The organism is Streptomyces sp. NPDC036815, from assembly GCF_055609205.1.
In genome coordinates, this window is record NZ_JBVJPW010000022.1 from 59,121 (window position 1) to 73,730 (window position 14,610).

Annotated in this window: 11 protein-coding genes; 9 read left to right on the forward strand and 2 right to left on the reverse strand. The window is 71.9% G+C overall.

Translation table 11 applies throughout. The features are described 5' to 3' along the window. Nucleotides 1-31 precede the first annotated feature (31 nt). Nucleotides 32-2,137 (reverse strand): PhoX family protein, encoded by a 2,106-nt coding sequence (locus ACZ69I_RS32090; RefSeq protein WP_470836095.1) that lies wholly within the window; start codon nucleotides 2,135-2,137, stop codon nucleotides 32-34. Nucleotides 2,138-2,428: 291 nt separating this feature from the next. Here ACZ69I_RS32090 and ACZ69I_RS32095 point away from each other — a divergent pair, with 291 nt between their 5' ends. The 9 genes from ACZ69I_RS32095 to ACZ69I_RS32135 all read left to right on the forward strand — a co-directional run bounded on the left by ACZ69I_RS32095 (nucleotide 2,429) and on the right by ACZ69I_RS32135 (nucleotide 12,575). After that, a complete protein-coding gene (locus ACZ69I_RS32095) occupies nucleotides 2,429-3,859 on the forward strand; it encodes a VWA domain-containing protein (protein ID WP_470836096.1) in 1,431 nt (476 codons plus the stop codon). 185 nt (nucleotides 3,860-4,044) lie between these two features. Further along, nucleotides 4,045-4,392 carry a trypco2 family protein gene (locus tag ACZ69I_RS32100; RefSeq protein WP_467674481.1) on the forward strand — a complete coding sequence of 116 codons (348 nt, stop codon included), beginning with the start codon at nucleotides 4,045-4,047 and terminating at the stop codon, nucleotides 4,390-4,392. Nucleotides 4,393-4,398: 6 nt separating this feature from the next. Continuing rightward, the gene (locus tag ACZ69I_RS32105) at nucleotides 4,399-8,661 is read left to right on the forward strand and encodes a tetratricopeptide repeat protein (RefSeq protein ID WP_470836097.1); all 4,263 of its coding nucleotides are present in this window, start codon (nucleotides 4,399-4,401) and stop codon (nucleotides 8,659-8,661) included. Next, nucleotides 8,658-9,137 carry a DUF4913 domain-containing protein gene (locus ACZ69I_RS32110; protein ID WP_470836099.1) on the forward strand — a complete coding sequence of 160 codons (480 nt, stop codon included), beginning with the start codon at nucleotides 8,658-8,660 and terminating at the stop codon, nucleotides 9,135-9,137. The genes ACZ69I_RS32105 and ACZ69I_RS32110 overlap by 4 nt, the downstream gene beginning before the upstream one ends. An 88-nt stretch (nucleotides 9,138-9,225) precedes the next feature. Beyond that, nucleotides 9,226-10,854: a methionine--tRNA ligase gene (metG, locus tag ACZ69I_RS32115; RefSeq protein WP_470836101.1), complete on the forward strand. Its 1,629-nt coding sequence runs from the start codon at nucleotides 9,226-9,228 to the stop codon at nucleotides 10,852-10,854. Nucleotides 10,855-11,014: 160 nt separating this feature from the next. Beyond that, nucleotides 11,015-11,245, forward strand: coding sequence for a hypothetical protein (locus tag ACZ69I_RS32120; protein WP_470836102.1), 231 nt, complete (start codon nucleotides 11,015-11,017; stop codon nucleotides 11,243-11,245). A 2-nt stretch (nucleotides 11,246-11,247) separates the two neighbouring features. Next, complete coding sequence (locus ACZ69I_RS32125; protein WP_467674490.1) at nucleotides 11,248-11,499, forward strand: hypothetical protein; 252 nt, start codon at nucleotides 11,248-11,250, stop codon at nucleotides 11,497-11,499. A gap of 99 nt (nucleotides 11,500-11,598) precedes the next feature. Further along, nucleotides 11,599-12,303 (forward strand): TetR/AcrR family transcriptional regulator, encoded by a 705-nt coding sequence (locus tag ACZ69I_RS32130; RefSeq protein WP_467674492.1) that lies wholly within the window; start codon nucleotides 11,599-11,601, stop codon nucleotides 12,301-12,303. A 92-nt stretch (nucleotides 12,304-12,395) separates the two neighbouring features. After that, nucleotides 12,396-12,575, forward strand: coding sequence for a hypothetical protein (locus ACZ69I_RS32135; protein ID WP_467674493.1), 180 nt, complete (start codon nucleotides 12,396-12,398; stop codon nucleotides 12,573-12,575). A 124-nt stretch (nucleotides 12,576-12,699) separates the two neighbouring features. Here ACZ69I_RS32135 and aspS read toward each other — a convergent pair whose 3' ends face one another. Beyond that, nucleotides 12,700-14,463, reverse strand: a complete 1,764-nt coding sequence (aspS, locus tag ACZ69I_RS32140; protein ID WP_467674495.1) for an aspartate--tRNA ligase — start codon at nucleotides 14,461-14,463, stop codon at nucleotides 12,700-12,702. Nucleotides 14,464-14,610 lie beyond the last annotated feature (147 nt).

The following is a 14,610-nucleotide window of genomic DNA, read 5'->3' on the forward strand; positions in this document are numbered from 1 at the left end:
GTGCGTACGTGACCCGCGGGCGTACGTACGGTCAGACGCCGATGTCGCGGCCGTCCTCGCGCCACACCGAGACGACCGACGGGCGGACGATCCTGCCGGGACCGTCCGGCCAGGTGCTCGCGGGCTTCTCGACCGACGCCCCGTCGACCTCGCCCGGGTGCTGCACGGAGACGAGCACCCGCCGGTCCTGGATGAGCGGTCCGCAGGTCTCCGCGCCCGTCGGCATGGTCAGGAATTGCTTGAGCTCACCGCGCCGCTCGCCGCGCGTGGCGACGCCGAACAGGCCGTCGTGCGAGCCGAGTTGGTTGCCGTCGGTGGATATCCACAGGTTGCCGTGCGGGTCGAAGGCGACGTTGTCCGGGCAGGAGATCGGCGAGACGCGGTCCTTGGGGAAGCCCGCGAAGTACGTGGCGGGGTCCTCCGGGTCGCCCGCGACCAGGAAGAGCGACCAGCCGAAGGTGGTGGCGTCCGCGCGGCCCCGGCGCTCGGTCAGCTCCAGGATCTGCCCGTGCTTGTTGAGGTTGCGCGGGTTGGCCTCGTCGGCACCGGCCTTGCCCGCCTTGCCGCGGTCGGAGTTGTTCGTCAGGGCGACGTACACCTTGCCCGTGTGCGGCGACGGCTCGATGTCCTCGGGCCGGTCCATCTTCGTGGCGCCGACCTTGTCACCGGCGAGGCGCGTGAAGACGTACACCTCCTCGGCGGTCATGCCGTCGACGTGGCTGACGGCTTTGCCGCCGGGGCCCGCGGTGGCGAGCGGGATCCACGTGCCGCCGCCGTCGAACTCACCGTCGTCCGGGAGCGTGCCCTTGCCGTCGATCTCGTCGGCGGGCGAGTCACCGGTCAGCTTGGCGACGTAGAGCGTCCCCTCGTCGAGCAGGCTCAGGTTGTGCTCGTGCGCGGCACGGGACGTGCCCCTGGCCATGCGCTTGCTGCTGACGAACTTGTAGAAGTAGTCGAACTTCTCGTCGTCGCCCATGTAGACCACCGGGCGACCGTCGTGCGTCAGGCGCGGCTGCGCCGCCTCGTGCTTGAAGCGGCCGAGCGCGGTGCGCTTGCGCGGGGTCGACTCCGGGTCGTACGGGTCGAGTTCGACGACCCAGCCGAAGCGGTTGGCCTCGTTGGGCTCCTGGGCGAGGTCGAAGCGCCGGTCGAACCGCTCCCACTTGCGCTCGGAGGCCTCGCCCGTCACGCCGTAGCGCTTGAGACGGGCGGCGGTCGTCGGGTCGGTCACCCTCGCTGCGTTGCCGAAGTACTGGTTGAAGTTCTCCTCGCCGTGCAGCGTGGTGCCCCAGGGGGTGGTGCCGCCCGAGCAGTTGTTGAGGGTGCCGAGGACGGTGGTGCCGCGCGGATCGGCCTGCGTGCGGACGAGCTCGCTGCCCGCGACCGGGCCGGAGAGGCGGAAACGGCTGGTCGCGGTGAGGCGCCGGTTGAGGTGGTGCCGGGAGACGGCACGGAGCTTCCCGCTCCGCCGCTCACCCTCGACCACGACGACGGAGAGGCCGTGGGCCGCCCAGGCGATCTCGACCTGCTCGCGGGTCGGGTTCGCGGGGTCGTACCCCTCGAACATCAGGATCTCGTCCGTGTACTCGTGGTTGGCGACGAGGATCTGACGTCCGTGCTCACGCCGCAGCGGCAGCAGACTCAGGAAGTCGTTGTTGTAGCCGAACTGTCCGGCCTGCGCCTTGGCGCTCTGCTTCGCCGCGTCGAAGGCGGGCGCGCCGCGCAGGATGGGCTCGCCCCAGCGGATGACGACGTTCTGCTCGTATCCGGCGGGGACGGTGACGGCGTCGGCGGTGTTGGGCGCGACGGGCGCGAACCGCAGTCCGCGCGCTCCCTTGTCCGGGCGGCCACCCGGGCGGTCACCCGTACGGTCCGCGGGCGCGGCGGCGACGGCCTGCGGGGCGCCGGGCCCCGCCATGACCGCGCCGCCCGCGGCGGTGGCGACCGTCACGACGGCGGCGGCGCGCAGCATCGAACGGCGGCTGAGGGCACCGGCTATGACGTCGCCGACGTACGCGTTGTCGCTGGTGTTCGGCACCTCCCCGAAGCACGCGTCACCGCAGCGGAACCGGCAGGTCAGGGCGGAACGGCCGCCGCTCCCCTGGTGAGAGGTGATGATCGGCAGCAGTGTGCGCACGGGTCCTCCGTCGTTGTGGCGTGCTCGTGGACGTGGCTTGATTCCGCCGTGAGGCTAGGCGCGGGTTCCGGCAGGGCGGCGGCCTGCGGGTGAACGGGCGGTGAATCCATGGCGCCCGGCAGGGAGTTGCGGCGGGGGCGGGGGGTACGGGGGCCGGGGGCGGAACCGGGGGTGGTTCGGCCGGGTGACGGAGGGCGACCCTGCCCAAGATCACGTACGGCGGCGGCTAACCTTACGTGTCCGCCCTGGCCAGGGATTATCGGGAATCAACTCACGCGAAGGGTTGCGCACATGGGCATTCTGAACCGCCTGCGGAACGCGTTCGGACGATCACGCAAGGAGAGCGTTCCGGAGGCTCGGGAGCCTGAGCGTGCGACTGCGCCGGAGCAGGGGGCGACGCCGCCGGAGACGGTGACGCTGCCGTCCCCGTCCTCCGAGCCGACCCCGGACCCGCCCCGCAAGGCCTCGGTCCCCGCCCCCAGCCAGGAGCCGTCGCCTTCGGCGGTGGACGACTTGGTGGCAGCGGCTTTCGACAACGTGACGGCCCCGAAGCGGGAGGCTGACGCCGCCCAGCGGGAGGCTGACGCCGCCCAGCCGGAGACCTCGCCTGCTCCCGAGCCGAAGGCTGACGTCGAGGAGCCGAAGGCTGACGCCGAGGAGGCGAAGGCTGACGCCGGGGAGACGGAGGCGTCGACCGTTCCCGAGCCGAAGGCTGTCGCTGAGGCTGACGTCGAGGAGCCGAAGGCTGACGTCGAGGCGCGGGAGGCCGAGCAGCCCGCCACCGCTGCCGACGATGCCGCCACCGCTGTGGGCAAACGTCCCGCAGGGCGGGACGGGTGGGCACAGCCCCCGGTGCCGGGCAGCGATGAAGACGGCGTCCCTGAGTCCGAGCCGAAGGCTGAGCAGACCGCTGAGGCCGCCCCCGAGCCGAAGGCTGACGTCGAGGAGACGGAGGCCCCCACCGCCCCCACCGCCTCCGAGCCGAAGGCTGACGCCAAGGAGACGGAGGCCCCCACCGCCCCCGAGCCGAAGGCTGACCTCAAGGAGACGGAGGCCAAGCCGAAGCCCGCCACCCCCGCCCCCCACATCCGCTCCAAAGCCCCGGGGCTGGCCAACGCCTACAAGGCCGCCGCCACCGCCCTGAAGAAGAACGGCCTCACCGGCACCCGCGCCCCCGTCTACCTCGTCCTCGACCGCTCCGGCTCCATGCGCCCGTACTACAAGGACGGCTCCGCCCAGAGCCTCGGCGAGCAGGTCCTCGCCCTCGCCGCGCACACGGACCCCGACGCCACCGTCCACGTCGTCTTCTTCTCGACGGACATCGACGGCACCGGCACGCTCACGCTCCCCGAGTACGAGGGCCGCATCGACGAGCTGCACGCGGCGGCGGGCCGCCTGGGCCGCACCAGTTACCACCGCGCGATCGAAGAGGTCGTGGCGCACTACGAGAAGTCGGACCACGCGGGCGAGCCCGCCCTCGTGATCTTCCAGACGGACGGCGCCCCGGACGCGAAGGGCCCGGCGACCCGGGCCCTCGCGGAAGCCGCCGCGCACCCCCTCTTCTTCCAGTTCATCGCGTTCGGCGAGCACGAGAACAAGGCCTTCGACTACCTCCGCAAACTGAAGGCGGACAACGCGGCCTTCTTCCACGCGGGCCCGACCCCCCGCGAGCTCACGGACAAGGAGCTCTACGAGGGCCTCCTCGCCCACTGGCGCCCGTAACACCCAGCACGTAACACCAAACACGCAGCACGTGACACCAAGCCCGGAGCACCGGGCCCAAAGCACCGGAAACAGCGGGCCGTGGAACATTTCCACGGCCCGCTTCCGCATCCCTGTAGCACCAACTGACCCCCCATATCTATGGTGTTGACACCTTCCAACACGGGTCGACCAGGGGGAACGCGATGACGGACGAACCGGATGCCGGGAGTCGGCAGAGCCGACGGACCCCGCAGGACCCACCGGACTGGCTCGACCTCGCCGACGCCCTCGACCTGCTCCGCGCCCAGATCGCCGAATCCCAGCACCGCGCCCGCACCGCGGACATCCGCTTCGACGTCGGCGAGATCACCGTCGACTTCGAGCTGGAGCTCCACCGCACCCGCGCCGCGGGCGGCGGCCTGCGTTTCGCCGTCGTCCAGGCGGAGGGCCGCGCGGAGAGCGCCCGCAGATCGACCCAGCGCGTCAGCCTCACCCTGAAACCGCGCGGACGTGACGCCGGGGACGTCGCCATCGGCGACTGGGAGGAGTAGCCAGGAGTGGACGTCGACCGCGTCGTAAGGATCGTGCCGCGGGACCCCACTCCCGGCAGCCCGCCAAGACCGCACAGCCCCTACAGCGCGCCCAGCACGTACAGCCCGTACCGCCCGCACGACCCCGGCGGCCCACGCGGCGCCGCCCGCCCCCACCCCTCCGGCACCGGCTACCTCGTGGCACCCCGTCTCGTCCTGACCGCCGCCCACCTCGTCCCGGACAGCGCCCCCGGAGCCACCCCCTGCGTCACCACGGCCGGCGACCCGCACCCGTACCCGTACACCACGACCCTGCGCTGGACCACCGCCCGCACCGGCGCGCCCGACGGCGGCCCCGACGCCGCCCTGTTGGAGATCACCGACCCGGCCTGGCAGCCGCCCGGCTCCTTCCTGGGGCGGGCCCGCGGGCGCCCGCAGCGCTGGGGCCGGCTGGTCACCGACACCATGGGGCAGCCCGTGTGCTGCCACGGCTTCGCCCGCGTGCAGCGCGACGCGCGGGACGGCGCCCGCCTCGAACAGCTCTCCGCGCGCATCAACCCGCTCAGCGGCTTCCCGGCCCCGCGCTACGAACTGACCGGCACCACGGGGCCGTTCGGCGCCGCCCGCGGCACGGACTCGCCCTGGGCCGGCCTGTCGGGCGCCGCGGTCTTCACCGCGGAGCCCACCCGCACCCCCGGCGAACTCTGCCCCGGCGAACTGCTCCTGGGCGTCGTCCGGGCTGACCGGGGCGCCGCGACCGGCGTACGGCTCGCGGTGACACGGGCCGAGGACCTGCTCCGCGACCCGGGCTTCCGCGCCGTCGTCAGCGAGCACAACGGCGGCCTGCCCGCCGAACCCGAGGCCGCGGAACTCGCCGACCTGCTCGCCCCCGTCGGCGCGCAGCGCGACCTGAAGTCACCCCTGACGGTGCTGCGCGCGGACGTGGAGGCGGTCGCGTTCCGGGGACGCGAGGAGGAGCTGGAGGAGCTGCGGCGCTGGTGCGTGGCGGACGACTCCGTGCACCAAGTGGCCACGCTGGTGGGCCCCGGCGGCCAGGGCAAGTCCCGCATCGCGCGCGAACTGGCCGCCGGGCTGCGGGCCGAGGGCTGGGTCGCGGGACGGCTGCGGCACGAGACGGTGCGCGGCGGCGGGAGCGTCACCACGGCCGACGCCCTGCGGCCGCTGCACGGCGTCGTGCACCCCACGCTGATCATCGTCGACTACGCCGAGACCCGCCCCGACCTCGTCCGCCACCTGATCGGCCTGGCCGACAGCGCCCGCGACCGGTTCCGCGTGCTGCTGCTCGCCCGGTCCGTCGGCGCGTGGGTGGACACCGCGCTCGGCCGGTCCGCCCTGGCGTACGGCATGCGGGACAGCGCGCCGGAGTTCGTGCTGCGCCCCCTGTACACGGCGCCGGGACCGGCCGCGAAGGCGTTCCGGCTCGCCCTGACCGATCTGGCGCAGGTCCTCGGCCAGGTGCCGTCCGGCGCGCACCGGCACGGCGACGTGGACTGGTCCGAACTGGCCGCGCGCATCTCCACCCCGCCCCTTGACGACGGCCGCGAGACCCCGCTCTCCTTACAGATGCGGGCCCTCGAAGCGCTGCTCGGGCACGCGGCGGGCGACCCCGTGCGCGCCACCAGCCGAAGCTCCGTGGAGCCCGCCCTCCTCGACCACGAGGCGTCCTACTGGTCGAGCACCGCCGCCGCCCTCGGCTTCGACGCCGACCACGACGTCGACGACGCCCGGCTGCTGCGCCGCGCGGTCGCCGCCGCCACCCTGTGCGGGGCCGTCGACCGCGCGGAGGGCCGCGCGACGCTCGCCCGGCTGCCCCACCCCGGCCCGGTCCCCGTCGACAAGCTCGACCGCTGGCTCGGCACCCTCTATCCGGCGGCGCCCGACCGCCACTGGGGCACGCTGCACCCCGACCGGGTGGCGGAGTTCCAGGCGTCCGCCGAGGTCGTCGCGGACCCGGAACTGCTGCCCGCGCTGCTCGACGGCGCCTCCGACGAGCAGTGGACCAACGCCTTCACCGTGCTGACCCGCGCGGTCGTCGCCCACACGAACGAGTCCCGCCCCGACGCGGCCCGCGCCGTCCTGACCCTGCTGGATCACGTCCTCGACCACATAGACCGGGCGCCGGTGGGCCTCCCCGCACTCCGCGCCTGCTCGGAGGCGCTGCCCAGCGACTCGCACGTCCTGACCCGGCTCGCCCTGCGGGTGGCCGAGGTCCTCGTGGGGCGGCACGTCCGGGCCACCCCGGCCGGTGCCCGGCCGCCCACCGACGCCGAGCGCGCGGGCGATCTGCACAACCTCGCCCACCACCTGCGGGTCACGTCCCACTGGGCCGACGCCGTGCAGACCTCCGAGACCGCCCTGAACCTGCGCGAGGACCTGGCGCGCCGGGACCCGGAGACGTACGAGTCCGACCTCGCGGCGAGCTACGAACTGTCCGCGCGGACCCTCTCCGAGGTGCGGATGGACGTGGCACGCCACCGCATCGACCGGGCCCTGCTCATCCAGCGCCGCCTGCACCGCGAGGACCCCGAACAGCACCGCCTCCAGCTCGTGCGCTGCCTGCGCACCGCCTCCTACATCGAGTGGTACGCGGGCGACCGTGCCGAGTCCGCCCGCCTCAGCGACGAGGCCGCCGAGCTCACCCGCCTCCTCGAAGTCTCCGAACCGGGCCGTCATCTGGGGCTGCTCACCCACATCCTGGACAGCCAGAGCATCAACCACTGGCACGCCAAGCGCTTCCCCGACGCCATCAGCGTCACCAGCGAGTCCCTGCACCTCCTCGGCGAGCAGATGGCCGTCAACCCCGACGCGCACGCCCCGTCCTACGCCGCCGCGCTGCACTCCCAGGCCCTCAACTACGACAGCACCGGGCGCACCGACGAGGCGGTCGCCCTGTGCCGGCAGGCGGTGGAGATCTACCGCAGGTACGCGGCGGACTTCCCGGAGATGTACGAGCGCCTGCTGGGCCAGGCCCTGCACAACCTGGCGCTCATCGAGCGGGACAGGGGCGACCGCGACGCGTCGCTCGGCCACATGCAGGAGGCCGCCGACCTGCGCAGGGCCCTCTGCTCCAGCGCGCCCGGCGCCCGCAGTTCGCGCGGTTCCGGCGCCTCGTCGTCCTGGCTCGGCTGCTGGCTGAGGGACGACGACAGGCTGCGGGAGGCCACCGCGGCCTTCGGGGACGCCGTGGCCGCGCACCGGACGGTGCTCGCCGCGGAGCCCACGCCGGACACGCGGGCCGAGCTCGCCTCCGACCTGGAGCGGCTCGGCCGGTGCCAGGAACTCCTCTCCCTCTCCGTCTCCGTCTCCGGCGAAAGCTCCGAGGGCCTGCTGACGGCGGCGACGGCGGCGCTGCGGGAGAGCGTGACGCTGTACCGCGCCGCCGCGGCGGGATCGCCCGACCCCGAGGCGTACGACGACGACCTGTGGATCTCCGTCGACGGCCTCGCCCGCTGCTACCGGCAGGCGGGCCACGCGGGACCGCGGCGCGTCCTGCTGCGCGCGGCCCTGCCCATGCTGCGCCGCCGCGCGGCCCAGGACCCCGCCCGGCGCTCCGCCCTCGCCTCCTGCCTCGCGGACCTGGGCGAGGCCTACCGCGAGACCACGTACCGGCGCCGGGGCCTGCTCCTCCTCGAAGAGGCCGTCGCGCTGGAGGAGGCGATCGTACGGGAGGCGGGGCCGGAGGCGTCCGTCGCGAACCTGCGGGCGTATCTGGTGCGGCTGCGCACGTCCCAGTACCGGGCCCGCAGGTACGCCGAGGCCGCGCGCAGCGCCGAGCGGATCGTCCCCCTCGTCCGCCACGAGCACGAGAAGGACCCCGCGCAGGCGCCGCCGCTCGGGCCGGAGATCGTCCAGCTGGCCCGCGCGTACTCCCGTACCGGCCGCTGTGCGGAGGCCGAACGGCTCGCGGCCGAGGGGGTCGCGGTCGCGCGCCGGGCGGCGGCCGCGGCGGAGCCCGCGTACGGCATCACCGGCACGCTGCGGCACCAGGCGCAGACCCTCCTGGAGTGCGCCCGGCGCACCGGGACCATGCGGCCCGCCCGCGCGGCGCTCGCCCCGGCGCGGGAGGCGCTGGCCGCCGTGCGCCGCAGCTGGACCGCCGATCCCAAGGCCCACGCGTGGGAGCTGCGGGACACCGCGCTCTGCCTCGCGGACGTGCTCGACGCTCTCGGCCGCCGCGCGGAGGCTGCGGACGTACGCGACCGCCTGGCGCCGCCGCCTTCTTCGCTACCGCCGCGCAACCACCCCCCTACGACAGGAGAGACCGCATGACGACGGACGAGCCGGGGACCCGGAGCGGGCCGGAGGCCACGGACGAACAGGCCATCAAGGACGACGAGCGGCGGGCCACGCTCGTCTTCCCCTCGGTGGAGGACTTCGTGAACGACTACCTCGTCCACCTCGTCCAGCGCCGCACCGACGACGGGAGCCACGTCTGGTGCCCGTCCTGGTGGGCCCATGCCGAGGCCATCGCCCGTCTCACCGCCCTGTGGCGGGCCTTCGAGTACCTCAGCAGCGACCCGGCGCTCGGCATGACCAACTGGTGGCTGCACCACGCCGACCCGCACCTGGCCGTCCTCCTCAGCCCCTACGGCCCCTTCCACGCCTGCGGACCGGACCTCGGCCACCGGGCCCCCAGCCCCCTGCCGACGGAACCGGCACCCCCCGGCACGTTCGACCACCCGGCCTTCGTCCTCATCGACGACGGCCCCTTCCCCGACACCCCGCTGAACCTGCCCACGTCCTGAGACGGCGCCGGGACCTCGCCCGGGGCCCCGCCCGGGCCGCCGCAAACCGATGTGAGTCGATCTCCATCCGGCCGTTAGGATTTCGACCATGGCGGCCACTGGATCCGAGAAGCAGGGAGCGGGCGAGAACGCGAAGGCGTTCTACGTCTCGACCCCCATCTACTACGTAAACGACGCTCCTCACCTGGGCCACGCCTACACGACCGTCGCAGGGGACGTGCTCACGCGCTGGCACCGTCAGCGCGGCGAGAAGGTGTGGTACCTCACCGGCACGGACGAGCACGGTCAGAAGATCATGCGCACGGCCGAGGCGAACGACGTCACCCCCCAGGAGTGGTGCGACAAGCTCGTCACCGAGGCCTGGAAGCCCCTCTGGGAGCACCTGAACATCGCGAACGACGACTTCATCCGTACGACGGAGAAGCGTCACACCGACCGCGTCCAGGAGTTCGTCCAGGACCTCTACGACAAGGGCGAGATCTACAAGGGCGGTTACGAGGGCCCGTACTGCGTGGGCTGCGAGGAGTACAAGCTCCCCGGCGACCTGATCGACGGCGAGGGTGACCTCTCCGGACAGAAGCTCTGCCCGATCCACAAGAAGCCGGTGGAACTCCTCCAGGAGGAGAACTACTTCTTCAAGCTGAGCGAGTACGGCGACAAGCTCCTCGCCCTCTACGAGGCGAACCCGGGCTTCATCCAGCCCGAGTCGGCCCGCAACGAGGTCGTGAACTTCGTCAAGCAGGGCCTTCAGGACCTCTCCATCTCCCGGTCGACGTTCGACTGGGGCGTCCCGGTCCCCTGGGACGACAAGCACGTCATCTACGTGTGGGTCGACGCGCTCCTGAACTACGCGACGGCGGTGGGTTACGGCGCGAACGAGGAGAAGTTCACCTCGACCTTCCCCGCGAACGTGCACCTCGTCGGCAAGGACATCCTCCGCTTCCACGCGGTGATCTGGCCCGCGATGCTGCTGGCGCAGGGCCTGCCGGTGCCGGGGCGCGTCGCCGCGAACGGCTGGCTGATGGTCGGCGGCGAGAAGATGTCGAAGTCGAACCTGACGGGCATCAAGCCGCAGGACCTGACCTCGCACTTCGGCGTGGACGCCTACCGCTGGTACTTCCTGCGCGCGATCACGTTCGGCAGCGACGGCTCGTTCTCCTGGGAGGACTTCTCCGCCCGCTACACGAGCGAGCTGGCGAACGACTACGGCAACCTCGCGTCCCGCGTCGCGGCGATGGTCGGCAAGTACTTCGGCGGCGAGCTGCCCGCGGCGACGGCGTCCGGCGACGCCGAGCAGGCGGTCCAGGACGGCCTGACGAAGGCGGTCGCCGAGGCCGACCGGAAGATCGGCGAGGAACTGGACTTCCAGGGCGGCATCCTGGCGATCTTCGACTTCGTGAAGCAGGTCAACGGCTACATCACGGAGCAGGAGCCGTGGAAGGTGGCGAAGGACGACTCCGAGCCGGGCAAGGCCCGCCTCGCGACGATCCTCTACACGGCCGCCGAATCGCTGCGCGCCGTGGCGGTCCTCCTCAACCCGATCATGCCCGAGACGTCCCAGAAGCTCTGGGACTCCCTCGGCGCGGAGCCCCTCCTCGGCGCCCTCGCCGACCAGGAGCTCGCCGCGGCCGGCACGTGGGGCACGCTGCCCGCGGGCGCGACGGTCACGAAGGGCGCGGTGCTGTTCCCGCGCCTGGAGGAGAAGCCGACCGCGTAGCGGCACGCCTGCCACGACCGAAGGGCCGGAACCCCACGGCGGGTTCCGGCCCTTCGCCGTGCGGCGGTCAGTGCACCCAGTCCTTCAACGCCTCGGTCTCCAGGGCCGAATCTTCCGGGAGCGGCCCGAGGCCCTGCAGCCGATCTTCCGCATCCTGGGCGTGGCACTCCCCGAAAGCCCCATCGTCGAGGTGATCACTACCGACGTCACCGAGACCCGGCCCATCGATACCCTGCTCCGCGTCAGCGAACCGAACGGCCGCGCGTTCCTCCTGGTCATCGAGGCTCAGCAACGCCGGGACCCCGAGAAGGCACGTTCGACCACTACTGGCAACTGCTGGACGCGGGCCTGGGAGACACCCCGGCCCGAGTCGCCTGGAAGGACTTGGTGAAGATGGCTGCGGATATCTACTTCCCCGGACAGGGCACCCTCGCCGAGGAGAAGTATCTCGAGGGCAAAGCCAAGGGCGAGGCCAAAGCGATCCTCCGCTTCCTGGAGCTGCGCGACGTTCCCATCTCCGACACCGCCCGCGAACGCATCGAGAGCTGCACCGACCTCCCCACCCTCGACCACTGGCTCACCCGCACCGCCACAGCCACCCACGCGGACGACTTGTTCGACGAGCCGGACGAGCGGAACGGCTGAGACTCCCCGGGGCCCAGGACGCGAAAGCGCTGTGCGCAGCTTGCGTACAGCGTGCGCTACCGTGCAGGGGACCATCCGGCGCCGCCCGAGGAGGCCCCCTTGCCCACCGACCCCAAGCCCGAGATCGCCTCGGTGTGGACCCGCCCCCGCAAGCAGCGCGAACAGCTCAGCCGGGAGCAGATCGTGGCCGAAGCCGTGCGGCTGCTCGATGCGGACGGGGTCGAAGCGCTCAGCATGCGCAAGCTCGGCACCCGGCTCGACGCCGGTGCCACCTCGCTCTACCGGCACGTCGCCAACAAGGACGAGCTGATCGAGCTGGTCGTCGACGAGGTGTACGGCGAGTTGACCGTGCCCACCGCACAGGGAGCCGACGACTGGCGCGACGCCGCCGGCCGCAGCGCCGACAGCCTGCGAGCGATGATTCTGCGCCACCCCTGGGTCGCCTCCGTGCTCGGTCAGGTCGGCCTCATCCACCTCGGGCCGAACGTGACGAAGATGTCGGAGCGCATGGCCGCCGTGTACCGGGCGGCCGGATTCCCCGCGGACGAGACCGAACTGGCCCTCAACACCGTCCTCTCGTACGTGATCGGGATGGCCACCAGTGAGGCCGCCTACCTCTCGCTGATCGCCCGAAGCGGCAGGTCGGAACGGGAGTTCGCGGAGAGCCTGCGGGCCGAGGGGGCGGGCGGGGGCCGGAGGGCGTACGCCGGGGACCCGGAGAGGGAGCGCGCGGAGACCTTCGCCTACGGACTCCAGCGCGTGCTCGACGGACTGCAGGTCAGACTCGGTGCGACTGCCCACTGAAACGGTTGCCACACATCACGGTGAGCTAAGTCATGCGGGGAGACGGCTTAAATTGACGCCGCCTTCACACCTGCCTACGTAAGCTTCACGACATGGCCACGACTCCCTCCCCCGAACGGCGACGCACCGCCGACGAGGTCAACGAGGACATCCGTGCGCTGTGGCTGCGCGCCGGCGGACGCCTCCGCCCCGACGAACGCCTCGTGTACGAGCGGCTCGTGACGGAGTGGGCAGAGGCAGAAGCCAACTCCTCCCCGACCCACGCCGCTTAGGGGCGCGGGGAACCGCGCACCCAGCCACACCGCCCCCGCAAGCCGAAAGCGAAACCCAAAAGCCCCCGGAACCAGAGGTTCCGGGGGCTTCGACGTAACCGCCCTCCGCCGAGGGGGAATTCCGCTACTGCGCCGCGGGCTTCCGCAGCGAGATGTTCAGCTCCCGCAGCCGCGACTCGTCCAGCTCCGTCGGCGCGCCCATCATCAGGTCCTGCGCGTTGCCGTTGAGCGGGAAGGCGATCGTCTCGCGGATGTTCGGCTCGTCCGCGAGGAGCATGACCATGCGGTCGACGCCGGGGGCGATGCCACCGTGCGGCGGGGCGCCGAGGCGGAACGCGCGCAGCATGCCCGCGAACTCGTGCTCGACGGTCTCCGCGTCGTACCCCGCGATCTCGAAGGCCTTGAGCATGACCTCGGGCTCGTGGTTCCGGATGGCGCCGGAGGAGAGCTCGATGCCGTTGCAGACGATGTCGTACTGCCAGGCGAGGATGTCGAGCGGGTCCTTCTCCTCCAGGTCCTTCATGCCGCCCTGCGGCATCGAGAAGGGGTTGTGGGAGAAGTCGATCTTGCCGGTGTCCTCGTCCTTCTCGTACATCGGGAAGTCGACGATCCAGCAGAAGCGGAAGACGCCCTCCTCGAAGTGGCCCGCGCGCTTGGCCGCCTCGACGCGCACCGCGCTCATGATCTTCGAGACCTCGTCGAACTCGCCCGCGCCGAAGAACACGGCGTGGCCGGGGACGAGGGAGAGGCGCTTCGTCAGCTCCTCGACGTTCCCCTCCGTCAGGAACTTCGCGATCGGGCCCGTCAGCGACCCGTCCTCGGCGACGCGCACCCAGGCCAGGCCCTTCGCGCCCTGCTCGACCGCGTAGTCACCGAGGCCGTCGAAGAACTTGCGGGACTGCGACGCCGTGTCCGGGACGGGCAGCGCGCGCACGTGCTTGCCCGCGAAGGCCTTGAACTCCGAGCCCTCGAACACGTCCGTGATGTCGTGCAGTTCGAGCTTGGCGCGCAGGTCCGGCTTGTCGTTGCCGTACTTCAGCATCGACTCGCGGAACGGGATGCGCGGGAAGGGAGACGTGACCTCGCGGCCGTTGCCGAACTCGGTGAAGATCTCCGTCATGAGCTTCTCGATGGGCCGGAAGACGTCTTCCTGCTCCACGAAGCTCATCTCGACGTCGAGCTGGTAGAACTCGCCCGGCGAGCGGTCCGCGCGGGCGTCCTCGTCGCGGAAGCACGGCGCGATCTGGAAGTACCGGTCGAAGCCCGAGATCATCAGCAGCTGCTTGAACTGCTGCGGGGCCTGCGGCAGCGCGTAGAACTTGCCGGGGTTCAGGCGGGAGGGGACGACGAAGTCGCGCGCGCCCTCGGGGGAGGTCGCGGTGAGGATCGGCGTCGCCATCTCGTTGAAGCCGAGGGCCACCATCTTGGAGCGGATGGAGGCGATGACGGCGGAGCGCAGCATGATGTTGCGGTGCATGCGCTCGCGGCGCAGGTCGAGGAAGCGGTACTCCAGCCGGCGCTCCTCGTTCACCCCGTCCTCGGCGTTGATCGTGAAGGGCAGCGGGCCCGCCGCGCCGAGCACCTCGACCTCGGCGGCCTCGATCTCGACCTCGCCGGTCGGCAGCTCCGGGTTCACGTTGTCCGTGCCGCGCGAGACGACCTTGCCGTCGACGCGGACGACGGTCTCCTTGGACAGCTTGTCCAGGACCTCGGCGGCCTTGGTGCCCGGGCGGGCCACCAGCTGGGTGATCCCGTAGTGATCGCGGAGATCGATGAAGAGAATGCCGCCCAGGTCTCGGCGATTGTGCAGCCAGCCGCTCAGCCGGACGTCGGTGCCGACGTCAGAGGCGCGGAGCTCGCCGCAGGTGTGGGACCTGTACCGATGCATCGTCGTTCATCCAGTCTTCGCGAATAGGGGAGAGAGCAGACAGTCCCCAAGGCTACCGTCCGGGCGAAGATCGCTTTCCGGATATGCGCGGGAGATGGCGCGGGAGGCCCCGGGAGCCGCCCGGGGGAGGGCCGGTGACGACGGGGC

What these genes read in the sequence shown, in the direction of transcription:
- metG (WP_470836101.1), top strand. Translation starts at nt 9,226, where the DNA reads ATGGCGGCCACTGGATCCGAGAAGCAGGGAGCGGGCGAGAACGCGAAG.
- ACZ69I_RS32100 (WP_467674481.1), top strand. Translation starts at nt 4,045, where the DNA reads ATGACGGACGAACCGGATGCCGGGAGTCGGCAGAGCCGACGGACCCCG.
- aspS (WP_467674495.1), bottom strand. Translation starts at nt 14,463, where the DNA reads ATGCATCGGTACAGGTCCCACACCTGCGGCGAGCTCCGCGCCTCTGAC.
- ACZ69I_RS32095 (WP_470836096.1), top strand. Translation starts at nt 2,429, where the DNA reads ATGGGCATTCTGAACCGCCTGCGGAACGCGTTCGGACGATCACGCAAG.
- ACZ69I_RS32135 (WP_467674493.1), top strand. Translation starts at nt 12,396, where the DNA reads ATGGCCACGACTCCCTCCCCCGAACGGCGACGCACCGCCGACGAGGTC.
- ACZ69I_RS32110 (WP_470836099.1), top strand. Translation starts at nt 8,658, where the DNA reads ATGACGACGGACGAGCCGGGGACCCGGAGCGGGCCGGAGGCCACGGAC.
- ACZ69I_RS32125 (WP_467674490.1), top strand. Translation starts at nt 11,248, where the DNA reads ATGGCTGCGGATATCTACTTCCCCGGACAGGGCACCCTCGCCGAGGAG.